Source organism: Actinosynnema sp. NPDC023794 (assembly GCF_040639675.1).
Lineage (GTDB): Bacteria > Actinomycetota > Actinomycetes > Mycobacteriales > Pseudonocardiaceae > Actinosynnema > Actinosynnema luteola.
This window is the reverse complement of sequence record NZ_JBFAFR010000014.1, coordinates 91,649-114,060: the sequence shown is the minus strand read 5'-3', so window position 1 is coordinate 114,060 and position 22,412 is coordinate 91,649. Positions and strand designations below refer to the sequence as shown.

Sequence of the window (22,412 nt, the reverse complement as noted above, 5' to 3'; positions counted from 1 at the left end):
CGAAGGACGTACATGACGGTCGAGGCTGTGCTGTGGGACATGGACGGCACGCTGCTGGACTCCGAGAAGCTGTGGGACATCCCGCTCTACGAGTTCGTCGAGAAGCTGGGCGGCACGCTGTCGCTCGCGACCAGGCAGGCGATGGTCGGGTCGAGCGTGCCCCGGACGATGTCGATGCTGTTCGCGGAAGTGGGCGTCGAGCGGCCGTCCGAGGAGGACGTCACCGACGGCGCGGCGTGGATCATGCGGCGCACCGAGGAGGTGTTCCGCGCCGGCCTGCCGTGGCGGCCGGGCGCGCGTGAGGCGCTGCGCGCGGTCCGCGACTCGGGTGTGCCGATGGCGTTGGTGACGTCGACCGAGCGGCAGTTGACCGAGGTCGCGCTGGACACCATCGGGCGAGACCTGTTCGACGTCACGGTGTGCGGCGACGAAGTCGACCGCCGCAACAAGCCGCTGCCCGAGCCGTACCTGAAGGCCGCGCGGCTGCTCGGCGTCGACCCGACCCGGTGCGTCGCGATCGAGGACTCGCCGACCGGTGTCGCCTCCGCCGTGGCGGCCGGCTGCACGGTCCTGGTCGTGCCGTGCGACGTGCCGGTCGAGCAGGGCGAGCGCCGCGTGTTCCGCGAGTCCCTGGTGGGAGTGGACCTCGAGACGCTCGCCCCGCTGCTAGACCGCTGACACCCGTCCCGCCCGGCGCGTGGCCGGGTCGACCAGCAGGCCGAACACGACGCCGAGACCGAGCCACAGCGTGGCCGTCTCGGCGAGCGAGGCCAGCCGGAACTCCCACAGCACGCTGCCCGGAACGTCGGACGGCACGGCGTCCGGCGTCGCCGGGAAGGCGACCAGCAGCACGACCACCGCCGCCACCACGGCCAGCGCCACGGCCGTGGCCCGGATCGGCGCGCCGATCCGGGCCAACCGGGAGGCCAGGTAGCTCGCGCCGACCGCGACCAGCAGCCCGGCCGCGATCAGTCCCAGGTAGAGCACCGTGCGGTACTCCACCGTGTCCGGGTCGCCCACAGCCGGCGGGTTGGCCGGGTACTTCACCGCGGGCAGCAACGCCGCCGCCCCGAACGCCGCCGCCGACAGCGCCACCGCCCGGACGAACGGCGCCTTCGACGCGAACCAGCGCCGCGACCCCGCGTAGGCGGTGGCGAACAGCGCGCCGACGGCGACACCCACCACGACCGCGGCGAGCACACCGCCGACCACCTGCGTGCCGCGGCTGAACAGCTCGCCGTGCCCATGACCCGCGTCGGGCGACGCGGGCCGTGCCTGCTCGACGGCCAGCGCCGCCCGGATCGGCGCCTCGACCACCAGCACGCCGACCAGGCCCGCCAGCAGCCCGGCCACCGCGCCCGCGCCGAGACCGCGCAGCAGCAGGCCCTTGTAGGTGTTCGTCGACATGGCGACCGCGCCTAGTGGCACGGGACGCCGAGCGCGTGGCGCCCGTCGTGGAAGAACTCGTGCACGGTCTCGGCGGCGTGGCCGAGCGCGATGCCGTTCTCCTGCAGGACCAGCCAGGTCACGGTCAACGCGACCAGTGCGACGGCGTAGGCCCACTTGGGGAGGTGAGTGGAAAGGGGGTGCGCGGGGCTCGTCATGACGGCCTCCTCCATACCTCGTGGAAGGTCAACAACAACTCGTGCCGCAGCCGGTCTCCTGACTCCCGGATCGACGCCGTCCCCGCGTCTTCCCAGCCGCGGCGCGGCCAGTGACGTTCTCGGCGGGTTGGCTCCCCGGTCACAGTGGCGAGGACCGCGCCGGATTCACACCGGCTTCCCGTCCACTGCGGCGCTGCGACCGTAGATGTGGATCGAGCGCCGGCACAACCGACCAGACGAGTTGTCGTTGCTCACCTCCGCCGAGCGGGCAACGGGCAGTCACCGCACGTGCCGCCGCCGTCGAGCCGGTAGTACAGGCAGCAGCTGCGCCGCCGGAACACGATCTCGCCGGGGAACGGGATGAACTCGCCGGTGCCCTTGAGCGGTGGGTCGGCGAACAGTTCTTCGGCCAACGCGTCGCAGTCGACGCCGCTGCGGCTGATCGCGCGCAGCGCGCCCGCCGCGGACGACCCCGCGTTGCCCCACAGCAGGCCGCGGGCCACCGGCGTGACCGCGTGCACCGCCTCCACCACCGGCTCCAGCGACTCGGCGACGCCGACGCCGGTGACCGGCTCCTTGAGCCGGACCTGGAGCCCTTCGGGGGTGTACCGCCACCACAGGTTGGCCGGGCGGATGTCGGGCACCTCCCCGCCGACCGCGCGTGCGGCGACGACCGGGCTCAGCAGCCGCGCGGTGTAGCCGAGGAAGAACAACGACGCGGCGACCCGCCGTTCCCCGGTGCGGTACCGGGCGGAGATCCGGTCGAGGGTGTCGGACAGGGCGGGGCCGTGCGACAGGGCCGCGCCGTCGTGCCAGCTGTCGTCGGGCCGGCCGACGTCCAGGGCGAAGAACGGGCTGAGGCCGCGGATCTGCCGCAGGGTGGCCAGGACTCGGGCGAACTCGGACACGTGACCTAGTCTGCCGCCGTGGACGCACTGGGGTTGGGACTGGCCCTCGGCTTGGCCGCGAGCATCAGCCCCGGTCCGCTGTTGGTGCTGGTGGTGACGTCGGCGCTGCGGTCGGGCTGGAGGGCCGGCGCCCTGACCGCCTGCGCGCCGCTGCTGTCGGACGCCGCGGTGGTCGCCGTGACCCTGCTCCTGCTGGACCGCCTGCCCGGGCGGGCGCTGGGCGTGCTCGGCGTCGTCGGCGCGGTGTTCGTGGTGTGGACCGGCGCGCAGACCATCCGGGACGCCCGATCGGCATCACTGACCGACCAGCACCCGCCGCCCGACCGTTCTTCGCCGCCCGACCGGCCCTCCCCGACCGCGCAGCCCTCGCCGCCCGAGAACCACGCTTCGCAGGGGTCACCGCCCAGGGGAACCCTGAATTCGATTCTACCGCCGGGGACCGACAATTCCGGGTCGACGGAGGCCACGACCGCCGACGCCACGACGCACCGATCCCGGGCAGGCCAACCGAATCCGGACCAACCGAATCCGGACCAACCGAATCCGGACCAACCGAATCCGGACCAACCGAAGCCGGACCAACCGAAGCCGGACCAACCGAAGCCGGCGGATGCCGCGGCCCTGCGCCGAGCGGTGCTGGTGAACCTGCTCAGCCCGCACCCGTGGATCGCGTGGGCGACCGCGCTCGGCCCCCTCACCATCACCACCTGGCGCACGTCAGCGGTCGCGGGCGCGGCGCTGCTGACCGGGTTCTACCTGACCCTGGTCGGCGGCAAGGTCGTGATCGCCCTGCTCGTCGCACGCGGACGCCGCCGGCTCGGCGACACCGCCTACCGCCGCACCCTCACCGCCGCCGGCGCGCTGCTCGTGCTGGCGGGCGTGGTGATGGGCGTCGAGTTCGCGACCCTCTGACCGAGAATTCAGCTGACGCGGCCCCCGACCCGCGGCTATGCATATCGCCGTGCCCATGACCGACGAGACGTTCCCCGACCACGTCGCCGACCGGCTGGCGGCCCTGCCCGCCGTGCGCGCCGTCGCCCTCGGCGGATCCCGTGCCCAAGGCACCGCGGCCCCGGACAGCGACTGGGACTTCGCCGTCTACTACCGGGGCGACTTCGACCCCGCCGACCTGCGCGCGGTCGGGTGGGAGGGCGAGGTCTCGGAGATCGGCGGGTGGGGCGGCGGCGTCTTCAACGGCGGCGCCTGGCTCACCGTCGAAGGCAGGCGCGTCGACGTGCACTACCGCGACCTCGACGTGGTCGAGCACGAACTCGCCGAGGCCGAGCAGGGCCGCTTCCACTCGGAGCCGCTGATGTTCCACCTCGCCGGCATCCCCAGCTACCTGGTCGTCGGCGAACTCGCGCTGAACAGGGTGCTGCGCGGCGCCCTGCCCCGCCCGACCTACCCGGAGGCGCTGCGCGCGGCGGCGCCGTCCGTCTGGCGCGACAAAGCGGCCTTGACCTTGAACTACGCCCTCACCGCGCACGCGCCGAGCGGCCGGCTGGCCGAGGTCGCGGCCACGCTGGTCACCGCCGCGCTGCAGACCGCGCACGCGGTGCTCGCGGCACGCGGTCGGTGGACGACGAACGAGAAGCGGCTGCTGCAGGAGGCGGGGCTGCGCGGTGTCGACACGATCGTGGCGGGGCTGCGGCCGGAGCCGGAGGCGTTGGCCCGGGCGATCACGGAGGCGCGGGACCTGTTCCGGGCCGCCACCTGACCTACGGCAGGTAGAACGTCATCAGGTCACCGCGCACCGGCGGGAACAGGGCGTGCATCAGCTCGGCGTTCGGGCCCGGGTACACGTCCGGCTGCCGCGCGGTCAGGCCGCGCAGACCGTGCGGGCCGAACAGCAGCGACGCCAGCATGTCCGGCGCCACACCCGCGCCACCCACCGACGCCGGTCCCTGCATCCGCCCGCCCGCCACCACCGGACCGACCTCGCCCGCCTTGAACGGCAGCCGCACGTGCGACCGGTAGAACGAGACGACCGCCTCGCCCTCCTGATCGGCGAACCCGGCCTCCCCCAACCGCCGCCCGAACACCGGCCGCAAGTGCTCCAGCACCGCGACCGGGTCGCCGATCCGCACGTAGTACGAGCTCGCGTCCGCCTCCGCCGGCCCGAGGAACGGCTCCAGCGCCTCGCCCGCCACCGACCCCGGCCGCTCGGTCACCTCGTCGGCCCCGGTCAACGCCAGCAGCGCGTGCGCCGCCGCCTCGTCGACGGCCGCCACCTCGCACAGCCGCACGCCTTCCTCCGGCGGGGTGGTGCGACCCGTGGCGACCGGCACGCCGTCCCGCTCCACCAGCCACTCCGTGCTGCCGTCGCGCGCCACCAACCACCGCCACAGGCCGGGGGAGTGCGGCATCCGCAGGTCGGCCCGCGCCTGCTCGGCGTCCTGGAGCCGGGCCATCGCCGGGATGTCCTCGACCCCCGCCTCGCGCACCGTGTGCCCGCCGCCGTCGGGACGGCCCGACACCGGCCGGGTGGGCGAGATCGGGATCGCGTACGTGTAGTCGAACTGGCGGTAGAAGTACGGGATGCCGAGCATCACGTTCACCAGCTGGCCGCGCGCGGCGGACCGCTCGTGCGCCCAACCCATCAGCGCGCGCACGAGCCCGCGGCCCTCGTAGGCGCGGTCGGTGGCGACCAGCTCGACCTGGCCCGCCGGGATCTCCACCCCGTCGAGCACCAGCGTCTCGTCCAGCAGGGTCGCGGTGGACACGACCTTGTCGCCGTCCACGACGACCGCGCACGCCTCCCAGCCCGCGTCCGGGTCCTCGACCACCAGGCGGTGGTCGACGGCGTCCGCCGGTTCGCCGCGGTCGACCAGCAGGGCGCCGATCTGGTCGAGGTCTTCCGGGCGCGCGGTCCGCAGCACCAGCCCATCGGTCATCGGTGCAGTGTGTGGGGTGTGTCCGAGATCGCGCTATCGGATTTTCGGTGGCGGTCGCACCCCGGCCGACGCAGAATCCGCGCCATGCCGTGGCTCCCCGCTGACTTCGCCCACCCGACCCGCGTCCCGCTCGACGCCGAACACCACCTGCGGCCCATCCGCGAGTCCGATGTGGACGTCGACTACCCCGCCGTTATGGGCTCGCGGGAGCGGTTGTGGTCGCTGTACGGCGAGAAGTGGGGCTGGCCGCCCGCCGACATGACCCACGAGCACGACCGCGTCGACCTCGCCCGGCACGAACGGGAGCAGGACGCGCACGAGTCGTTCAACTACGCCCTCTTCAACGCCGACGAGACCGAGCTGTACGGCTGCGTCTACATCGACCCCGTCGAGGACCCCGGGCGCACCGACGACGCGCAGATCTCGTGGTGGGTCGTGGACGAGCGCGTGGGCACCGACCTGGAGCGCGCGCTGGACGCGTTCGTGCCGAAGTGGATCGCGGAGGTGTGGCCCTTCACCGACCCGCACTACGGGATCTAGCGCCCACACCCGCCGGACCGGGGTCCTGGGTGCCTGACGCCGTTCGGGGGATGGGAGGATCAGACCCCGTGAAGACCTTCGACGAGCTGTTCGCCGAGCTGAGCGAACGCGCACGCACCCGCCCTGAGGGCTCCGCCACCGCCGCGGCTCTGGAGGCCGGGGTGCATGCGCAGGGCAAGAAGGTGCTGGAGGAGGCCGGCGAGGTCTGGATCGCCGCGGAGCACGAGTCCGACGAGCGCCTGGCCGAAGAGGTCTCCCAGCTGCTGTACCGCGTGCAGGTCCTGATGCTCGGCCGCGGGCTCACCCTCGAAGACGTCTACAAGCACCTGTGATCCTGGAGGTCGCCGCGCTCGACGTCCGCCCCGGCCTGGAGGCGGACTTCGAGCGGGCGTTCGACCAGGCACGGGAGGTCATCGCGCGGTCGCCCGGGTTCGTCTCGCTCGACCTGCGGCGGTCGGTCGAGCACCCGTCCCGGTACCTGCTGCTCGTGGGGTGGGAACGGCTGGAGGACCACACGGTGGGCTTCCGGCAGGGGCCGTTGTACCCGCGGTGGAAGGCGCTGCTGCACCACTTCTACGACCCGTTCCCGACCGTAGAGCACTACCGCGCCCTCTGACGGCGCAGCAGCTCGATCACCTGCTCGTCGGTGGTCTGGTCGAAGTGGCCGTAGAACCGGCCGACCGCCCGGAAGTCCACCCGCGGGTGCGGGCAGACCACCAGGTCGGCGTCCGCGCGCAGGGCGCGCACCGAGTCCGCCGCGCCCACCGGCACCGCGAGCACCAGGCGTCGCGGGTCCTCGCCGCGGGCCTCGCGCAGCGCGGCACGGGCCGTGACGCCGGTGGCCAGGCCGTCGTCCACCACGAGCACGTCACGGCCTTCGAACCGCACCGGGCCGTCCCGGTACAGCTCCAGCCGCCGCCGGGCCTCCCGCCGTTCGGCCTCGCACGTCTCGGCCAGGTCCTCGCGGGTGAGGCGGAGCAGGCGCAGCGCGTCCTCGTCGAAGATCGGCTCGCCGTTCGCGGTGACCGCGCCGATGCCGTACTCGGGGTGGCCGGGCGCGCCGATCTTGCGTGCGACGGCCACGTCCAGCTCACCGCCCAGCGCGGAGGCGACCTCGAACGCCACCGGCACGCCGCCGCGGGCCAGGCCGAGCACCAGGGGATCGGTCCACGTCTCGCCGGCCAGCGCCCGGGCGAGCACCCGTCCGGCGTCGAAGCGGTCCGCGAACCTCATAGCCCCATGGTGCGCGCGACGCGTGCGGGCTGCGACCGTGGGCCTAGCGCTCCCGCACGAACAGCGACTGCGCGCTGCGCCCCACGGGCCCGTGCTCGTCGTGCAGGACGCTGCTCGCCACGCCCACACCCGACGGTCCGATCACCGTGCGGGCGTCCAGGGCGAACCACTCGCCGACCGGCTCGCGGTGCAGGTGCACGGTCAGGTCGGTGTTGATCGCGTACCACGTGCGGATGTCCAGCCGACTGGACACCCCGCTCGCCGAGTCGGCCACGGTGAACAGGCGTTGCGCCGCGCTCGGCTCCTCGCCGGCCACCACGCGCACCTGTGGCCGCGCCCACACCACCGCGTCACCGGGCGCGAAGATGCCGCCGCTGACCGAACGCCACTCCATCGCGGCCAGGTAGCCGCCCCGCCAGTGCTCCGGGACGGCCATCGGCTCGCACGCCGCCGGCGCGACGAGCGGCTCACCCGCGCCGGACGCGACCGCCGCCGTGTCGCCCGCCACGATCCGCCACGCGTTCGCCCGCAGCACCGGACGGCCCCCGTGCGCCAACTCGGCCGACAACAACTCCACCGAACGCCCCGGCCGCACCACCGACGCCGTCACGGTCAGCTCCGCCACCGGCACCGGGCCGAGCACCTCGAACGCCACTCGGGACAGCACCGCCTCCGGCCGCGGCGCGCACCGCTCCAACGCCCGCACCAGCAGCGCCGACGGCGGCCCCAGGTGCTGGCTGTCGTCGCCCCACGGACCGGTGGTGTGCCCGGTGGCGGCGAACCGGTCGGAGTCCGGCTGTTCGTAGAACGCGTCCATCAAGCACAACTCCATCAACAACTCCATCAGCACGAGCCCGGCAGCGCCGGACCCCTGGTCGAACCCCGGTCAGTCGGCCCGGTCCAGCGCGGTCTCCACCCCGGCGTCCGGCTCCGGCCAGCCCGGGTACGGCGGCGGCGTGCCGTCGAACGCCGGGCACAGCGCCTTGTGGTCGCAGTAGTCGCACAACCTGCCCGGGTTCGGCCGGAAGTCGCCGGACTTCGCCGCGCGCAGGATGGCGTCCCAGATCGCCTCCAGCGTGCGCTCGAACCGGGTCAGCTCCGCCTCGTCGGGCTGGTAGGCCAACGCCTGCCGGTCGGCCAGGTACATCAGCCGCAGCTGGCGCGGCACCACGCCGCGCAGCCGCCACAGCACCAACGCGTAGAACTTCATCTGGAACAACGCCTTGGCCTCGCCGACCTCGCGCGGCGCGGCGCCCGTCTTGTAGTCGACCACCCGGATCTCGCCGGTCGGCGCCACGTCCACGCGGTCGATGTACCCCCGCAGCAGCACACCCGAGGGCAGCTCCCACTCCACCAGCAGCTCACGGGCGTCGGCGTCGAACCGGCGCGGGTCCTCCAACCCGAAGTAGCCGTCCAGCAGCTCCTCCGCCGACGCCAGCCACCGCTCCTGCTCGGGATCGCCCTCGGCGAACAGCTCGGCGAACTCCGGCCGCTCGGCCCGCACCCGCTCCCACGCCGGGCCGACCAGCGCCCGCGCCGTCTCCGGCAGCCGCTCGTCGGCGGGCAGGCCGAACAGGTCCTCCAGCACCGCGTGCACCACCGTGCCGCGCACCTGCGCCCTGGTCGGCTTCTCGGGCAGCCGGTCGACGGCGCGGAAGCGGTACAGCAGCGGGCACTGCTTGAAGTCGCCCGCTCGCGAGGGCGACAGCGCTGGCCTGCGAACAGGGCGCTCGGTGATCGTCGGCACTGCCATGGCCCAGAACCATAGGCCAACCCCCCGACAAGATCGGGTCCGAACCGCGAGGCGCTACGCGGCGGCGTGCGCGTAGTCCGGCAGGTCGATCTTGTTGGTGATGTCCTTGCCGGCCTTCAGCATCAGGTCGAGCAGGAACTTGTTGCCCAGGAGCCCGTTGCGCGCGCGCAGGGCGAACCGGCTCGCCGGCGCCAGGAACTTCCCCGTCCGGTCACCGCCCTTCTGGCACCGCTGGGCGTAGTCGCGCATCCGGTCCTCGTAACGCCGGAACGCGGCCTCGTGGTCGCCGTTCGCGGTGGCCAGCTCGCCCGCGAGCACGTACGCGCCGACCACGGCGGTGCCCGCACCCATGCCGCCGATGGTGGCGCCGCAGGCCGCGTCACCGACCAGCGCGACCCGCCCCCGTGACCAGGGTCGGACGTCCACCCGGCTGATCGAGTCGAAGTACAGCTCCGTCGCGTGCTCCAAGGACGCCAGCAACCGAGGCGTCCGCCACCCCACCCCGCGGAACGCGTCGAGGAGCAGCCCGCGCTGCCCGGCCACGTCGTGCCGGTCGTACCGCAGGCGCGGCGACTTGAACGCCACGAACGCGCCCGGCCGGTCCGGGCCGCCGCCGAGGGACACCAGCCGTCCCGGCGCGTTGTAGCTCAACGGCGCGGCCGGCGCGTCGAAGCCGGCGGGCAGGTCCCAGCTCGCGACGTAGTAGCCGAGGTGGCTGACGAACCGCTCCTCCGGCCCGAAAGCCAGCGCGCGAACCCTCGAGTGGATGCCGTCGGCGCCGATGACCAGGTCGAACGTGCGCCGCGCGCCGGAGGCGAACGTCACGTCGACACCGTCGGTCGTCTGGGCCAACGCGGCGATCGAGTCGCCGAAGACGTAGTCCGCCCGCGCCCTGCCGTGCTCGTAGAGCACCCGCGAGAGGTCCGAGCGCAGCACCTCGACGTCGCCGCCCGCGAAGTCCGCGGGCAGGTGGAGCACGGTGCGGTCGCGCTCGTCCACGAACGTCATCGGGCTGCCGCCGGTCTGCACCTCGCGCAGCCGGTCCAGCACGCCCATCCGCTCCAGCACGGTGAGGTGCGCCTCGCCGCGGAAGTCGACCGCCGCGCCGCCGCCGCGCAGCGCGGGCGCGATCTCGACCACGGTCGGCTCGAAGCCGTAGCGCGCGAGCCAGTAGGCCAGCGCCGGTCCGGCGATGCTCGCGCCCGAGATCAGGACCTGCTTGTGCGCCATGTCCACCCCTTACTGTGTCCATCGGAAGCAATTCTATTTGTGTATGTTAGACACAGTTTTTCCGCGGCGGCAACACCGGAGGTGGCGATGGACCTGACGGGCAGCCTCGAACTGCTGTGGGGCGACCGCCCCGGCCCTCGCCGCGGCCCCAAGCCCGCGCTCAACCACGACCTCATCGCCCGCACCGGCATCGCGATCGCGGACGCCGAAGGACTCGCGGCTGTCTCCATGCAGCGGGTCGCCGCGGACCTCGGCTTCACCAAGATGTCCCTGTACCGCTACGTGCCCGGCAAGTCCGAGCTGGTCGCGCTCATGGCGGACCTGGCGATGGGAACGCCGCCCGCCGACCTGGGCGAAGGCGACCGGTTCGCACGGCTGCGCGCGTGGGCGCTGGGACTGCTGCCCGGTTTCGTGCGCCACCCGTGGGTCCTGGAGGCCACCACGGGCCCGCGCGTGGTCGGCCCGAACGAGCTGGCCTGGATGGAGGCCGCGCTGGCCGTGCTCGACGGCGCCGGCCTGGGCGGCGCCGAGCGGATGGACGTGCTGGCCGTGCTCGCCGGGCACGTCCGCAACATCGCCCAGCAGGCGGCGACGACGCCGGACGGCGACGCGGGCACGCAGTTCGGCGCGATCGTGGCCGAGGTGGTGCGCGAGCGCGGCGACCGGTACCCGGCGGTGACGGCGGCGTTGGCGGAGGCGGCCGGGGGAGGCGAGGACGAGGCCCTCGGCTTCGGCCTCGACCTGATCCTCGACGGCCTGCGCGCCCGGATCGGCGACGCCGGGCCGACCCGATCCGACACTGATCCAACACAGTCCTAATACACCCGGCCGCCTAGGCTCTTCCCGTGGCGACGACGAGTGGTTGGCGACGGCAGGTCGGCCGGGACGGCGGGCTGCCGCTGTTCCGCGTGGCCGGCATCCCGGTGCTGCTCGCGCCCTCGTGGTGGCTGGGCTCGGCGGCCATCGTGGTGCTCTACGCGCCGCTGGTCGGTCGCATCGCGCCCGGCACGGGCGGCCTCACCGGCGTGCTCCTCGCCGCCACGTTCGCGATCTTCCTCGGCCTCTCCGTGCTGGCGCACGAACTCGGCCACAGCCTGGTCGCGCTCCGCCTCGGCCTGCCGGTGCGCCGGCTGCGCCTGTTCCTGCTCGGCGGCGTGTCCGAGGTGATGCGCACCCCGACGCGCCCCGGCCACGAGGGCGCCATCGCCGCCGCGGGCCCGATCGTCTCCATCGTCCTGGCGGGCGCGTTCGCCGTGGCCGCCTCCACCATCCCGCAGCCCGACGCGGTCTGGCTGCTGATCGCCCAGACCGCGTTCGCCAACGCCGCCGTCGCGGTGTTCAACCTGCTGCCCGGCCTGCCGCTGGACGGCGGCCGGATCCTGCGCGCGGGCGTGTGGGCCGTCACGGGCCGCCGCGCCACGGGCACGAAGGCCGCCGTGATCGGCGGCGGCGTGGTGGCCGCGCTGCTCGTCGCCTGGGCGGTCTGGGGCGTGCTCGACGGCGCCGAGGACCGCTGGCTCCGCTTCGGCGTGTGCCTGCTGACCGCGTGGTTCGTGCTGGCCGGGGCGCGCGGCGAGTCCACCGCCGAGCGCCGCAGCACCTGGCCGGACGGCCTCACGCTGGGCGAACTCGTCCGACCCGTGCTCCAACTGCCCGCCGAGAGCCCGGTGTCGGGCGCGCTCACCGCGTCCGCCGGCCGGGGCGTGGTCCTGGTCCGCGCGGACGGCGTCGCCGCCGGGCTGCTCGACCGGGAGATGGCACGTCGCCTGGCCAGCACCTCGCCGCACGCGCCCGCCGAGCAGGCCGCCGTGCCGATCCGGCCGGAGACCGTGCTGCTGGAGAACGAGACCGGCGCCGAGGTGGTCGAGCGCGTGCACGGCACCGCCGCCTGGGAGTACCTGGTCGTCGACCTCGAAGGACGGCCCGCGGGCGTGCTGCGCCGCGAAGACCTCAAGGCCGCGCTGGACCGCCGCTGACCTGGCCGTCCTCGCCCGGACCGCCGATCAACCCGGCCTCCTGCGCCAGGATCGCCGCCTGCACCCGCGACCGCAGGTCCAGCTTCGTCAGCACCCGCGACACGTGCGTCTTCACCGTCGTCTCACCGATGTGCAGCTTTCGCCCGATCTGGTGATTCGACAGCCCTTCGCCGAGGCAGTGCAGCACCTCCACCTCACGGTCGGTCAACGCGTCCAGCGCGGCCGGCCGCGCTCGCGGCACGGCCGAGGCGAACTCCCGCATCACCCGCCGCGTCACGCTCGGCGCCAGCACGCCGTCACCGGCCGCGACCTGCCGCACCGCGTCCACCAGCGCGGACGCCTCCACCGACTTGAGCAGGAACCCCGCCGCGCCCGCCCGCAGCGCGCCGCGCACGTACTCGTCCAGGTCGAACGTCGTCAGCACGAGCACGTCGCACACCCCACCGAGCTGCCGGGTCGCCTCGATCCCGTCCACGCCGGGCATCCGGATGTCCATCAGCACCACGTCGGGTTCGAGCCGCTTGGCCAGCCGCACGGCCGTCGCGCCGTCCTCGGCCTCGCCGACCACCTCGATGCCGTCCGCGTCGCCGAGGATCATCACCAGCCCGGCCCGGATCGCCGCGTGGTCGTCGGCCACCACCACCCGGATCACAGCGGGAACTCCGCCCGCACGACCCAGTCGCCGGCCCCGTCCGGACCCGCGGCGAACACCCCGCCGACCAGGTGGGCGCGTTCCGCCATGCTCACCAACCCCGTTCCCGTCCCCGTGCCGCGCGGACCGTCGACCACGTCGTTCCGCACGACCACCACCAACCGCAGGACCTGCCGCTCCAGCACCACCGACGTGCGCGAGCCCGGCGCGTGCTTGACCGCGTTGGTCAACGCCTCCTGCACGATCCGGTACGCCGCCACGTCCACGCCCACCGGCAGCTCGCCCACGTCCGCGCCGCGCAGCTCCACGTCCAGCCCGGCCGCGGCGGCCGACTCGACCAGCCCGCCCACGTCCGCCAGCCGCACCGACACCGGCTCGTCCACCGGCTCGTCGGCCCGCAGCACGTCGATCATCGTCCTCATCTCGGCCAACGCGCGCACGCTGTTCTCCCGGACCGACTTCAACACCGTGCGCGCGGTCTCCGGGTCGCCCGAGCGCAGCGACAGCACGGCCTCGGACTGGATCGCGATCGCGGACATGTGCCCGGCCACGACGTCGTGCAGGTCGCGGGCCATCCGGTTGCGCTCGGCGTTCACCGCGGCCCGCCGGTCCAGCTCGGCGATGCGGGCGACCTGCTCGGCGCTCTCCCGGTGCCGCCGCACGTTCGTCGCCCACCACATGGGCACCACGAGCAGCGAGAACAGCAGCAACCCGGTGTAGAACGACTGCCGCCAGTCGTCCACCGCCGCGGCCGCCGCCGTGATGCCGACCGTCGTCGTCGCCACCACCGCGACGAGCACCCGGTGCAGCCCGCGCGACCCGTGCAGCGTGGCCACGAACAGCACGTCGATGCACACCATCATCACCGGCATGCTCAGGCCGAAGTGCAGGTCCACCGCCGTTGCCGCGCCCGCCACGCCCAGCGCCGCCACGGGCGCCCGGTGGCGGAACACCTGACCGGCGCACGCCACCGCCAGGATCGCCACGCGCACCCCGAACGGGGTCGACCCGCCCCGGTCTCCCGTCACCTGGTCCAGGCCGAGCCGGTGGATCAGCAGCCCCAAGGCGAAGAAGGCCACCGCGGTCAGCACGTCGCGGTGTTTCCGGCGGAGCTCCACCCCGCCATCACAGCACAGGGCCAGGCCCGGGGCGTCCTACGAACTGATGACCCGGGATCGGTCGGCCCGCCGACGCGCGCAAGATCCGCGGACGGCAGCATTGAGGACGTGGTCGAACCGTTGGTGGTCCTCATCGTGGCGTGCGAGATCGGGTTCTGGGTGGTGCTGGGCGCGGGGCTGCTGGCCCGGTACGTGCTGCGGATGCGCAGACTCGGCGCGGTGCTGCTGGCCTGCACCCCCTTGGTGGACGTGGTGCTGCTCGTGGCGACCGTGTTCGACCTGAGGTCCGGGGGCGAGGCGACGAGCGTGCACGGGCTCGCCGCGATCTACCTGGGGGTGAGCGTGGCGTTCGGGCACAGCATGATGCGGTGGGCCGACCAGCGCGTCGCCCACCGGTTCGCCGGTGGTCCGCCGCCGGTGAAACCGCCGAAGCACGGCCTGGCGAAGGTGCGCCACGAGTGGCGCGAGTGGGGCAAGTTCGCGGTGGCGTGGGCGATCGCGTGCTCGGTGATGCTGCTGCTCATGTACGTCGTCGGCACGCCGGAGCGCACGCAGGCGCTGTGGGGGCAGATGGCGAGCATGACGCTCGTCGGTGGGATCTGGCTGGTGGGCTGGCCCGTGTACCACACGGTCACCGAGCTGGTGAAGGGCCGGTTCACGGAGAAGGCCGCCGACGAGGCGGGTGAACGCGCGTCCGACAGCCGGTAGGCCGCTACGGGCCGTGTGCGGCCTCCGTGCGACCATCGTGCGCTGTTGACGCGCGTTTATACAGGAGGTTCGCCGCGGTGAGCACCGCCAGTGGTCCGTTCCAGCCGGGAGACCGGGTGCAGTTGACCGACCCGAAGGGACGGCACTACACGATCGTGCTCGAACCGGGCAAGGAGTACCACACGCACCGCGGCGCGCTGTCGCACGACAAGCTGATCGGGCAGCCCGAGGGGTCCGTGGTGGTCTCGGTGGGCGGCACGTCGTTCCTGGCGCTGCGCCCGCTGCTGCCGGACTACGTGCTGTCCATGCCGCGCGGCGCCCAGGTGATCTACCCCAAGGACGCTGCCCAGATCGTCATGTACGGCGACGTGTTCCCCGGCGCGCGGGTGCTGGAGGCCGGCGCCGGGTCGGGCGCGCTGACCTGCTCGTTGCTGCGCGCGGTCGGCGAGAAGGGCAGCGTGACGTCGTACGAGGTCCGCCAGGACCACGCCGACCACGCCATCCGCAACGTCGAGCAGTTCTTCGGCGAGCGGCCGGGCAACTGGTCGTTGACCGTCGCCGACGTGAACGAGCACGAGGGCGAGGTCGACCGGGTCGTCCTGGACATGCTCGCGCCGTGGGACGTGCTGCCGGCCGTGTCGCGCAGCCTCATCCCCGGCGGCGTGCTGGTGGTGTACGTGGCGACCACGACGCAGCTGTCGAAGGTGACGGAGGCGATCCGGGAGCAGCAGCACTGGACCGAGCCGCACGCGTGGGAGACCCTCGTGCGGCCGTGGCACGTGGTGGGCCTGGCCGTGCGGCCGGAGCACCGGATGATCGGGCACACCGCGTTCCTGCTGACCACCCGCAGGCTGGCCGACGGCGTCACGCCGCCCCGGCCGCAGCGCCGGCCGTCCAAGGGCTGAGCGGAGGCCTGACCAGGCGAAACGGCCCCGCACGCGGTGTGCGGGGCCGTGGTCACCGGTCGTGCTCGGTCAGCTCTTCGGGCAGGCGACCCAGCCGTCGTCGGTCTTCTTGAACGGCAGCGTGTCGGTGTCGTCCTTGACGAACTCCTTCATGCTGTCGGGCACGCCGTCGAACTTGACCGAGATGGTGGCCGTGGCCTCCGTGTCGCTCTTCTCCTCGACCTTGTCGACGGTCAGGTTGACCTTGATGCTCTTCGCCGCCTCCTGAGCCGCCTCGACCTGCTTCTTGAGCTCCGGCGGCAGGTCCGCGAGCTCCTTCTCGAGCTCGGCGGCGAAGGCGCCCGGGTCGGTGGCCTTCTTGATGTCGTCGATCGACTTCTTGCTCGAGTCGCAGGTGAGCGCCGTGAGCTTGTCGAAGTCGCGTGAGTTGACGGCCGCGACGTAGCTGTCGGCGGCGTCCTTGGCGGTGCCGTTGCCGCCGCCTCCCAGCGTCACGACCAGCGTGACCACGACACCGATCACGACCAGGGCGCCGACACCACCCAAGATCCACGGCAGGGGGCTCTTCTTCGGCGGGGGGCCGTAGGGATCGCCGAAACCACCCGGTTGGCCGTAACCGGGCTGGTTGAACTGGCCGGGTTGGCCGTACGGCTGCTGGCCGGGGCCGGGCTGGCCCTGCTGCGGGTAACCGCCGGGTGGCGTGCCGTAGCCGGGCTGCTGCCCACCCTGTGGGAAACCCTGGGCAGGCGGCGGGTACCCGCCGGGCTGCTGGCCGTATCCCGGCTGCTGGCCGAATTGGCCTGGTTGCTGGCCAAATTGACCCGGCTGCTGACCGTACGGACCCGGCTGCTGCGGCGGGACGGACATCACGTTCTCCTAGAACTTTCCGCTGGCGGCAGTGGACACTGCCCGGACCACTCACGTGGGACTAGTACTGGACGCACGGTAGCGGGTGGGAGGTTCCGGCTGACACCGGTATGGAGCAGTTGATCCCGCCGAGCGGGCGGTTTGTGTCATCACACGACGCCCTGGAAGCCGCTGGGTGGCCGCTTTTGTCGGTGATCGCCGGTACCGTTGTCGTACGAACACGGGAGGAGGGTGCCGACATGCAGCACGGTCATCCCGGCAGCCAGCCCGATGAGGGTGGCGAGCTGAACAAGGGCAACAACTCTGGTGAGCTGACAGCGCAGATCAGGTTCCTGGAGGACGAGATCGCGTTGCTGCGCCGCAAGTTGACGGAATCCCCACGACACGTCCGCCTGCTGGAGCAGCGGTTGGCGGAGGCGACGGAGCGCGTCAGCCAACTGACCGAGCGCAACACGAAGCTCATCGACACCCTTCGAGAAGCGCGGAGCCAGCTGCTCGCGCTGCGTGAGGAAGTGGACCGCCTCGCGCAGCCGCCCAGTGGCTACGGCGTGTTCCTGGCCAGGTTCGACGACGGCACGGTGGACGTGTTCACCTCCGGCCGCCGCATGCGGGTCTCGGTCTCGCCCGCGGTCGAGACGCCGTCGCTGGTCCTCGGCCAGTCGGTGCGCCTGAACGAGGCGTTGACCGTGGTCGAGGGCGGCGACTTCGAGCGAACCGGCGAGGTCTGCACGCTGCGCGAGGTGTTGGCGTCGGACACCGCCGACAGCTCGATCGGCCGTGCCCTGGTCGTCGGCCACGCCGACGAGGAGCGGGTCGTCTGGCTCGCTCAGCCGCTGATGGATTCGCCGCTGAAGGCGGGCGACTCCCTGTTGGTCGACTCGAAGGCGGGTTTCGCCTACGAGCGCGTGCCGAAGGCCGAGGTCGAAGACCTGGTGCTGGAGGAGGTGCCCGACGTCCGGTACGAGGACATCGGTGGCCTCTACCGGCAGATCGAGCAGATCCGCGACGCCGTGGAGCTGCCGTTCCTGCACGCCGACCTGTTCCGCGAGTACAAGCTGCGCCCGCCCAAGGGCGTGCTGTTGTACGGCCCTCCCGGCTGCGGCAAGACGCTCATCGCGAAAGCGGTGGCGAACTCCCTGGCCAAGCAGGTCCACGCCGCCAGGGGCGAGGACCACCGCGAAGCCAAGAGCTACTTCCTCAACATCAAGGGCCCCGAGCTGCTCAACAAGTTCGTGGGCGAGACCGAGCGGCACATCCGGCTGATCTTCCAGCGCGCGCGGGAGAAGGCCTCCGAGGGCACGCCGGTGATCGTGTTCTTCGACGAGATGGACTCGATCTTCCGCACCCGCGGCAGCGGCGTGTCGTCCGACGTCGAGACCACGATCGTGCCCCAGCTCCTCAGCGAGATCGACGGCGTCGAGGGCCTGGAGAACGTGATCGTGATCGGCGCCTCCAACCGCGAGGACATGATCGACCCGGCGATCCTGCGGCCGGGCCGGCTCGACGTCAAGATCAAGATCGAGCGTCCGGACGCCGAAGGCGCGAAGGACATCTTCAACAAGTACCTCACGCCCGACCTGCCGATCCACGCCGACGACCTCGCCGAGTTCGGCGGCGACCCGGTGGCCTGCATCGACGGCATGGTGCAGCACACGGTCGAGCGGATGTACGAGGAGTCCGAGGAGAACCGCTTCCTCGAGGTCACCTACGCCAACGGTGACAAGGAGGTCCTGTACTTCCGGGACTTCAACTCGGGCGCGATGATCCAGAACATCGTCGACCGCGCGAAGAAGGCGGCCATCAAGAGCCTGCTGGACACCAAGCAGCCGGGCCTGTCGGTGCGCCACCTGCTGGACGCGATCGTGGACGAGTTCGCCGAGAACGAGGACCTGCCCAACACGACCAACCCGGACGACTGGGCCAGGATCTCGGGCAAGAAGGGCGAGCGGATCGTGTACATCCGCACGCTGGTGACCGGCAAGAACCAGGAGTCGGGTCGGGCCATCGACACGGCCACGAACACCGGTCAGTACCTGTAAGACCGCACTGCCATCCGTCAACCCGCCTGGGGAACCCGTCCGGCCACCGCGCCGGGCGGGTTCTCCGCGTCCAGGGGTCCGAGTGGGGCCGACCACAGCCGCCTGGTCCCGGATGTCGATCCCGCGGCCGCTGCGGCCGCACCACCCGGCCGGATCGTGCGGGCCTGTTGTCAGGACCGCGCGGTGACCAGGCCGGACTCGTAGGCGGCGATGACGAGCTGTGCCCGGTCGCGGGCCTGGAGCTTCTGCAGCAGGCGGCCGATGTGGGTCTTCACCGTGCCTGCCGACAGGTACAGCTCGCCCATGATCTCGGCGTTGGAGTACCCGCGGGCGATCAGCGTCAGCACCTCCTGCTCACGCTCCGTGATTCCGTCGAGGCGAATGGCGCGGGGCGCGGGCGTGCGGGAGAACTCGGCGACCAGGCGACGGGTCACCGAGGGTGACAGCAGGGCGTCGCCGGCGGCCACCACGCGGATCGCGGCCAGCAGATCGGCCGGGGGAGTGTCCTTGAGCAGGAACCCGCTCGCGCCGGCCCGCAAGGCCGAGTACACGTACTCGTCCAGGTCGAACGTGGTCAGGATCAGCACCCGGGCCGCGCTGAACGCGCCGATCTCCCGGGTGGCCGCGATCCCGTCCACCCCCGGCATCCGGACGTCCATCAACACCACGTCCGGGGACGTCGACCGCACCACCGACACGGCCTCGGCGCCGTCGCCTGCCTCGCCGACCACCCGCAGGTCGTCCGCCGAGTCCACGAGCACCCGGAAGCTGCCGCGCAACAGCGCCTGGTCGTCCACGACCACCACGTCGATCACGACAGCGGCACCTCGGCGCGCACCGCGAACCCGCCGCCGGCCAGCGGACCGGCCGAGAACGTCCCGTCGTAGACCGCCACCCGTTCCCGCATCCCGATCAACCCGTGTCCCCCTCCACCACCGGCCAACACCCGTTCACCGGGCCCGTCGTCGACCACGCGGACCTCGACCGAAGCGTCCCCGACGACGATCGACACCTCGCAGGAGGCCGGCGCCGCGTGCTTGACCACGTTGGTGACGGACTCCTGCACGATCCGGTACACGGTCAGCCCCAGCCCGTCGGGCAGCGAGCCGGACACCGACAGTGACACGTCCACCCCGGCGAGGGATGCCCGCGTCACCAGTTCGGGCAAGTCGTCCATGCCGGGCATCGGCGCCAGTTCGGCCTCCGAGTCCTCCGACCGCAGCACGCCCAGCAGTCGCCGCATCTCGACCAGGGTGCCACGCGAGGCTCTCTCGATGACCTGGAGCGCCTCCCTGGCCTCCTCGGGCTGCGACGGCGCCACGTGGGCCGCGACACCGGCCTTGACCGTGATCAGGCTCAGGCTGTGCGCGACCACGTCGTGCAGCTCGCGGGCGATGCGCAGGCGTTCCTCGGCGACGGCCTTCGACGACGCCTCGGCCGCCTGGCGTGCCTCGTAGGACCGGCGGATCCGCGTGGTGCGCCCCAACGCCCACGCGGCGCACACCACCAGGGTGAGGAAGATCGACAGCCCGGCGGATTCCGGCCACGCCTCGCCGAGGAACACCGCCACCCACGCCGAACCGAGCGTGGCGGCCAGCGCACCCGCGGCCACCCGCGACGAGCAGGCCGAAGCCACCATGTAGATCGCGAACGCCGTGGCGCTGTAGGGCTCCAGCGTGATGTGGGCGATGGTGGCGACGTTCTGCGCCGTGAGCACGATGCCGAGCGCGAGCAGCGGCCGTTTGCGGCGCAGCGCCAAGGGCGCCCCGACCAGGACCGCCACCGGGTAGCCCAGCCACGCCGGCACGTCGGACATCCGGGCGAAATCCAGGTACACCATGACCAGCACCACGGCGGCGGCCACGTCCAGCGCGTACAGGTAGGCGGTGGGCAGCATCCGCACGACTCGCGACATCACGAACGGCACGGTAATCGGCGTGACCGCCGCCGGCGTCGGACCACGGTCCGACCTCGAATCGAAGACCTCGGTCCGATCCGCCCACACCCCCACCCCGGCAAGCTCCTCCCCATGATCGAAGTGAGGCAACTGACCAAGCGCTACCGCGCCACCCGGGCCGTGGACGGCCTCTCGTTCGAGGTGAAACCCGGCTACGTCGCGGGCTTCCTCGGCCCCAACGGCGCGGGCAAGTCCACCACCATGCGGGCGATCCTCGGCCTCGACCGGCCGACCAGCGGCGAGGCGCTCGTCGACGGTCGCCGGTACGCCGGGATCCGGCGGCCCATGCACCACGTCGGCGCGCTGCTCGACGCGGGCGCGGTGCACGGCGGCCGGTCCGCCTACGACCACCTCCGCGTGCTGGCCCGCAGCAACGGCATCAAGGACAGCCGGGTCGTCGCCACCCTGGAGCAGGTCGGCCTGGCGGGCGCGGCCAAGAGACGCGTGGGCTCGCTGTCGCTCGGCATGAGGCAACGCCTCGGGGTGGCGGCGGCCCTGCTCGGCGACCCCGGCGTGCTGCTGTTCGACGAGCCGGTGAACGGCCTCGACCCGGAGGGCATCCGCTGGATCCGCCATTTGATGCGCGGCCTGGCCCGCGAGGGCCGCACCGTGCTCGTGTCCAGCCACCTGATGAGCGAGATGGCCCTGACCGCCGACCGGGTGATCGTGATCGGCCGGGGCAGGCTGATCCTCGAGGCGTCCATGCAGGAGCTGCAGGAGAAGTTCAAGAGGGACGTGCTCGTGCGCACCCCCGCGCCGGACGCCCTGGTGACCGCCCTGTCCGCCGCCGGGGCGAGAACCGCGTCCGAGGCCGGCGCCCTGCTCGTCGAGGGGCTGGAGGCCCCGGACATCGCCGACCTCGCCGCGCGCAACGGCATCCCGATCCACGAACTGACCCCGCGCAGCGCGTCCCTGGAGGACGCGTACCTCGAGCTGACCGAGGGCAGCGTGGAGTACCGCACCCAGGAGACCGCCCGATGACCGACGTGCTGAACTCGGAGCTGCTGAAGCTCCGCTCGGTCCGCTCGACCACCTACATCCTGATCACCATCGCGGTGTGCCTGCTCGGCGGCGCGCTGGTGTCGTACCTGATGACGGCCGACTGGGACACCTCGCCGCCGGACCTGCAGCAGAAGTTCGGCGCCGCCGACCCGGGCGTGATCGTGGTCCCGTTCACCCAGTTCTGCCTCGGCGTGCTGGGCGCCCTGGCGATCACCTCGGAGTACGGCAGCGGGATGATCCGCACCGCCCTCGTCTCCGTGCCGCAGCGCAAGGCCTACCTGCTGGGCAAGACGGTCGTGGTGGCCGGCGCGTCGCTGCTCATCGGCCTGGCGACGGTCCTGCTCGCCTACCAGGCCGGAGAGCTGATCACCGGCGACCGCCCCGAACCGATCTCGGCGTACAGCACGTTCGCCGACGCCCTGCCGACCCTCCTGGCGAACACCGCGTCGCTGGTCCTGCTCGCCCTGATCGGCCTGGGCCTGGGCTTCCTGCTCCGGTCGACGGCCGGCGCCCTGGTCTCCCTCTGCGCCCTGCTCTTCGTCCTGCCGTCCCTGACCCTGATCCTGCCGCACCCCTGGAACGAACGCGTGTACTCCGTGATGCTGCCGGTCCTGGCACCCCAATTGGCAGCCGAATCGCCGGGCGCGACCCTGTCGCCACCAGCCGCCGGCCTGGTCATGCTGGCGTACCTGGCGCTGGCGCTGGGAGCAGGCAGCCTCGCCCTCCTCCGCCGCGACGCCTAGCGCCCCGACCACGAGTCCGCACCGAAGGCAGTGGGCCGGACCTGCGCCGCACAGAGCGGCGCAGCCCCTCCGGTCGGCGGTGGGCGCGCCGCAGCTGCCGCCGGAGGGTCGGTGGGAAGCCGGTCGTGGGGTGGAGGCTCCGGCGTGCCTCGGTGGGCAGCACCACGCCCGGCAGGTCGCCTTGGGCCGGTTCGCCCGACCAACCCCCGCGTTCGGCGACACCGACTGGCCACGGCCCGGCCCCCGAGATCACCCCGCCACGGCGTCCAGCGGCTCGGAAGGC

At 72.6% G+C, this 22,412-nt stretch carries 26 protein-coding genes and 1 riboswitch; of the genes, 13 read left to right on the top strand and 13 right to left on the bottom strand.

From position 1 onward, the window contains the following. The first annotated feature begins 12 nt into the window (after positions 1-12). Positions 13-678 (top strand): HAD family hydrolase, encoded by a 666-nt coding sequence (locus AB0H12_RS26320; protein WP_499626192.1) that lies wholly within the window; start codon positions 13-15, stop codon positions 676-678. Here AB0H12_RS26320 and AB0H12_RS26315 read toward each other — a convergent pair. The 3 genes from AB0H12_RS26315 to AB0H12_RS26305 all read right to left on the bottom strand — a co-directional run bounded on the left by AB0H12_RS26315 (position 667) and on the right by AB0H12_RS26305 (position 2,512). Then, positions 667-1,407 carry a CbtA family protein gene (locus tag AB0H12_RS26315; RefSeq protein WP_499626191.1) on the bottom strand — a complete coding sequence of 247 codons (741 nt, stop codon included), beginning with the start codon at positions 1,405-1,407 and terminating at the stop codon, positions 667-669. The genes AB0H12_RS26320 and AB0H12_RS26315 overlap by 12 nt on opposite strands. Positions 1,408-1,418: 11 nt before the next feature. Then, on the bottom strand, positions 1,419-1,604 hold the full coding sequence (locus tag AB0H12_RS26310; protein ID WP_499626190.1) for a CbtB domain-containing protein: 186 nt from the start codon (positions 1,602-1,604) through the stop codon (positions 1,419-1,421). Positions 1,605-1,635: 31 nt separating this feature from the next. Next, positions 1,636-1,817: riboswitch (cobalamin riboswitch) on the bottom strand. A gap of 38 nt (positions 1,818-1,855) precedes the next feature. After that, entirely contained in the window at positions 1,856-2,512 is a 657-nt protein-coding gene (locus AB0H12_RS26305; protein ID WP_499626188.1) for a (2Fe-2S)-binding protein, read from the bottom strand. Positions 2,513-2,530: 18 nt separating this feature from the next. On the opposite strand from AB0H12_RS26305, the gene AB0H12_RS26300 reads away from it, so the two are divergent. Both AB0H12_RS26300 and AB0H12_RS26295 read left to right on the top strand, forming a co-directional pair. Beyond that, entirely contained in the window at positions 2,531-3,424 is an 894-nt protein-coding gene (locus tag AB0H12_RS26300; protein ID WP_499626187.1) for a LysE family translocator, read from the top strand. Between the two features lie 55 nt (positions 3,425-3,479). Beyond that, the gene (locus AB0H12_RS26295) at positions 3,480-4,229 is read left to right on the top strand and encodes a nucleotidyltransferase family protein (RefSeq protein WP_499626185.1); all 750 of its coding nucleotides are present in this window, start codon (positions 3,480-3,482) and stop codon (positions 4,227-4,229) included. Between the two features lies 1 nt (position 4,230). Here AB0H12_RS26295 and AB0H12_RS26290 read toward each other — a convergent pair whose 3' ends face one another. Then, complete coding sequence (locus AB0H12_RS26290; protein WP_499626183.1) at positions 4,231-5,406, bottom strand: GNAT family N-acetyltransferase; 1,176 nt, start codon at positions 5,404-5,406, stop codon at positions 4,231-4,233. A gap of 84 nt (positions 5,407-5,490) precedes the next feature. Between AB0H12_RS26290 and AB0H12_RS26285 the strand changes: the two genes are divergently transcribed. The 3 genes from AB0H12_RS26285 to AB0H12_RS26275 all read left to right on the top strand — a co-directional run bounded on the left by AB0H12_RS26285 (position 5,491) and on the right by AB0H12_RS26275 (position 6,562). Further along, a complete protein-coding gene (locus AB0H12_RS26285; protein WP_499626181.1) occupies positions 5,491-5,946 on the top strand; it encodes an N-acetyltransferase in 456 nt (151 codons plus the stop codon). A gap of 68 nt (positions 5,947-6,014) precedes the next feature. Then, positions 6,015-6,278, top strand: a complete 264-nt coding sequence (locus tag AB0H12_RS26280) for a phosphoribosyl-ATP diphosphatase (protein WP_033434999.1) — start codon at positions 6,015-6,017, stop codon at positions 6,276-6,278. Then, complete coding sequence (locus AB0H12_RS26275) at positions 6,275-6,562, top strand: antibiotic biosynthesis monooxygenase family protein (protein ID WP_499626180.1); 288 nt, start codon at positions 6,275-6,277, stop codon at positions 6,560-6,562. Before AB0H12_RS26280 ends, AB0H12_RS26275 begins: the two co-directional genes overlap by 4 nt. Here the strand turns inward: AB0H12_RS26275 and AB0H12_RS26270 are convergent. From AB0H12_RS26270 to AB0H12_RS26255, 4 genes are all read right to left on the bottom strand, one after another. Beyond that, positions 6,547-7,179: a phosphoribosyltransferase gene (locus tag AB0H12_RS26270; protein ID WP_499626178.1), complete on the bottom strand. Its 633-nt coding sequence runs from the start codon at positions 7,177-7,179 to the stop codon at positions 6,547-6,549. The genes AB0H12_RS26275 and AB0H12_RS26270 overlap by 16 nt on opposite strands. 43 nt (positions 7,180-7,222) lie before the next feature. Beyond that, positions 7,223-7,999 (bottom strand): thioesterase family protein, encoded by a 777-nt coding sequence (locus AB0H12_RS26265; RefSeq protein ID WP_499626369.1) that lies wholly within the window; start codon positions 7,997-7,999, stop codon positions 7,223-7,225. Between the two features lie 66 nt (positions 8,000-8,065). Beyond that, positions 8,066-8,932 carry a RecB family exonuclease gene (locus AB0H12_RS26260; protein ID WP_498775815.1) on the bottom strand — a complete coding sequence of 289 codons (867 nt, stop codon included), beginning with the start codon at positions 8,930-8,932 and terminating at the stop codon, positions 8,066-8,068. A gap of 54 nt (positions 8,933-8,986) precedes the next feature. Beyond that, entirely contained in the window at positions 8,987-10,162 is a 1,176-nt protein-coding gene (locus AB0H12_RS26255; RefSeq protein ID WP_499626176.1) for an FAD-dependent monooxygenase, read from the bottom strand. Between the two features lie 87 nt (positions 10,163-10,249). On the opposite strand from AB0H12_RS26255, the gene AB0H12_RS26250 reads away from it, so the two are divergent. Further along, the gene (locus AB0H12_RS26250; RefSeq protein WP_499626175.1) at positions 10,250-10,981 is read left to right on the top strand and encodes a TetR/AcrR family transcriptional regulator; all 732 of its coding nucleotides are present in this window, start codon (positions 10,250-10,252) and stop codon (positions 10,979-10,981) included. Positions 10,982-11,007: 26 nt separating this feature from the next. Beyond that, the gene (locus tag AB0H12_RS26245) at positions 11,008-12,138 is read left to right on the top strand and encodes a site-2 protease family protein (RefSeq protein WP_499626174.1); all 1,131 of its coding nucleotides are present in this window, start codon (positions 11,008-11,010) and stop codon (positions 12,136-12,138) included. On the opposite strand, the gene AB0H12_RS26240 is transcribed toward AB0H12_RS26245, so the two are convergent. Continuing rightward, a complete protein-coding gene (locus tag AB0H12_RS26240; RefSeq protein ID WP_499626172.1) occupies positions 12,113-12,790 on the bottom strand; it encodes a response regulator in 678 nt (225 codons plus the stop codon). The genes AB0H12_RS26245 and AB0H12_RS26240 overlap by 26 nt on opposite strands. Then, entirely contained in the window at positions 12,787-13,908 is a 1,122-nt protein-coding gene (locus AB0H12_RS26235; RefSeq protein ID WP_499626170.1) for a sensor histidine kinase, read from the bottom strand. The genes AB0H12_RS26240 and AB0H12_RS26235 overlap by 4 nt, the downstream gene beginning before the upstream one ends. Positions 13,909-14,016: 108 nt before the next feature. Here AB0H12_RS26235 and AB0H12_RS26230 point away from each other — a divergent pair, with 108 nt between their 5' ends. After that, the gene (locus AB0H12_RS26230; RefSeq protein WP_499626168.1) at positions 14,017-14,616 is read left to right on the top strand and encodes a hypothetical protein; all 600 of its coding nucleotides are present in this window, start codon (positions 14,017-14,019) and stop codon (positions 14,614-14,616) included. 77 nt (positions 14,617-14,693) lie between these two features. Continuing rightward, entirely contained in the window at positions 14,694-15,521 is an 828-nt protein-coding gene (locus AB0H12_RS26225) for a tRNA (adenine-N1)-methyltransferase (RefSeq protein ID WP_230565749.1), read from the top strand. A 69-nt stretch (positions 15,522-15,590) separates the two neighbouring features. Here the strand turns inward: AB0H12_RS26225 and AB0H12_RS26220 are convergent, their stop codons facing one another. Further along, complete coding sequence (locus AB0H12_RS26220; protein ID WP_499626166.1) at positions 15,591-16,388, bottom strand: Rv0361 family membrane protein; 798 nt, start codon at positions 16,386-16,388, stop codon at positions 15,591-15,593. 239 nt (positions 16,389-16,627) lie between these two features. Between AB0H12_RS26220 and arc the strand changes: the two genes are divergently transcribed. Then, entirely contained in the window at positions 16,628-18,427 is a 1,800-nt protein-coding gene (arc, locus tag AB0H12_RS26215; RefSeq protein WP_499626164.1) for a proteasome ATPase, read from the top strand. 170 nt (positions 18,428-18,597) lie between these two features. Here arc and AB0H12_RS26210 read toward each other — a convergent pair whose 3' ends face one another. Beyond that, positions 18,598-19,242, bottom strand: coding sequence for a response regulator (locus AB0H12_RS26210; protein WP_499626161.1), 645 nt, complete (start codon positions 19,240-19,242; stop codon positions 18,598-18,600). Next, entirely contained in the window at positions 19,239-20,342 is a 1,104-nt protein-coding gene (locus AB0H12_RS26205) for a sensor histidine kinase (protein WP_499626367.1), read from the bottom strand. The genes AB0H12_RS26210 and AB0H12_RS26205 overlap by 4 nt, the downstream gene beginning before the upstream one ends. Before the next feature lie 114 nt (positions 20,343-20,456). Here AB0H12_RS26205 and AB0H12_RS26200 point away from each other — a divergent pair, with 114 nt between their 5' ends. Both AB0H12_RS26200 and AB0H12_RS26195 read left to right on the top strand, forming a co-directional pair. After that, positions 20,457-21,365 (top strand): ABC transporter ATP-binding protein, encoded by a 909-nt coding sequence (locus tag AB0H12_RS26200; RefSeq protein WP_499626159.1) that lies wholly within the window; start codon positions 20,457-20,459, stop codon positions 21,363-21,365. Further along, positions 21,362-22,129 carry an ABC transporter permease gene (locus AB0H12_RS26195; protein WP_499626157.1) on the top strand — a complete coding sequence of 256 codons (768 nt, stop codon included), beginning with the start codon at positions 21,362-21,364 and terminating at the stop codon, positions 22,127-22,129. The genes AB0H12_RS26200 and AB0H12_RS26195 overlap by 4 nt, the downstream gene beginning before the upstream one ends. Positions 22,130-22,412 lie beyond the last annotated feature (283 nt).

Bases quoted from the DNA above. Each gene is read 5' to 3' on its own strand.
- AB0H12_RS26320 (WP_499626192.1), top strand. From the start codon at position 13: ATGACGGTCGAGGCTGTGCTGTGGGACATGGACGGCACGCTGCTGGAC.
- AB0H12_RS26315 (WP_499626191.1), bottom strand. From the start codon at position 1,407: ATGTCGACGAACACCTACAAGGGCCTGCTGCTGCGCGGTCTCGGCGCG.
- AB0H12_RS26310 (WP_499626190.1), bottom strand. From the start codon at position 1,604: ATGACGAGCCCCGCGCACCCCCTTTCCACTCACCTCCCCAAGTGGGCC.
- AB0H12_RS26295 (WP_499626185.1), top strand. From the start codon at position 3,480: ATGACCGACGAGACGTTCCCCGACCACGTCGCCGACCGGCTGGCGGCC.
- AB0H12_RS26290 (WP_499626183.1), bottom strand. From the start codon at position 5,406: ATGACCGATGGGCTGGTGCTGCGGACCGCGCGCCCGGAAGACCTCGAC.
- AB0H12_RS26285 (WP_499626181.1), top strand. From the start codon at position 5,491: ATGCCGTGGCTCCCCGCTGACTTCGCCCACCCGACCCGCGTCCCGCTC.
- AB0H12_RS26270 (WP_499626178.1), bottom strand. From the start codon at position 7,179: ATGAGGTTCGCGGACCGCTTCGACGCCGGACGGGTGCTCGCCCGGGCG.
- AB0H12_RS26260 (WP_498775815.1), bottom strand. From the start codon at position 8,932: ATGGCAGTGCCGACGATCACCGAGCGCCCTGTTCGCAGGCCAGCGCTG.
- AB0H12_RS26255 (WP_499626176.1), bottom strand. From the start codon at position 10,162: ATGGCGCACAAGCAGGTCCTGATCTCGGGCGCGAGCATCGCCGGACCG.
- AB0H12_RS26250 (WP_499626175.1), top strand. From the start codon at position 10,250: ATGGACCTGACGGGCAGCCTCGAACTGCTGTGGGGCGACCGCCCCGGC.
- AB0H12_RS26220 (WP_499626166.1), bottom strand. From the start codon at position 16,388: ATGTCCGTCCCGCCGCAGCAGCCGGGTCCGTACGGTCAGCAGCCGGGT.
- arc (WP_499626164.1), top strand. From the start codon at position 16,628: ATGCAGCACGGTCATCCCGGCAGCCAGCCCGATGAGGGTGGCGAGCTG.
- AB0H12_RS26205 (WP_499626367.1), bottom strand. From the start codon at position 20,342: ATGTCGCGAGTCGTGCGGATGCTGCCCACCGCCTACCTGTACGCGCTG.
- AB0H12_RS26200 (WP_499626159.1), top strand. From the start codon at position 20,457: ATGATCGAAGTGAGGCAACTGACCAAGCGCTACCGCGCCACCCGGGCC.
- AB0H12_RS26195 (WP_499626157.1), top strand. From the start codon at position 21,362: ATGACCGACGTGCTGAACTCGGAGCTGCTGAAGCTCCGCTCGGTCCGC.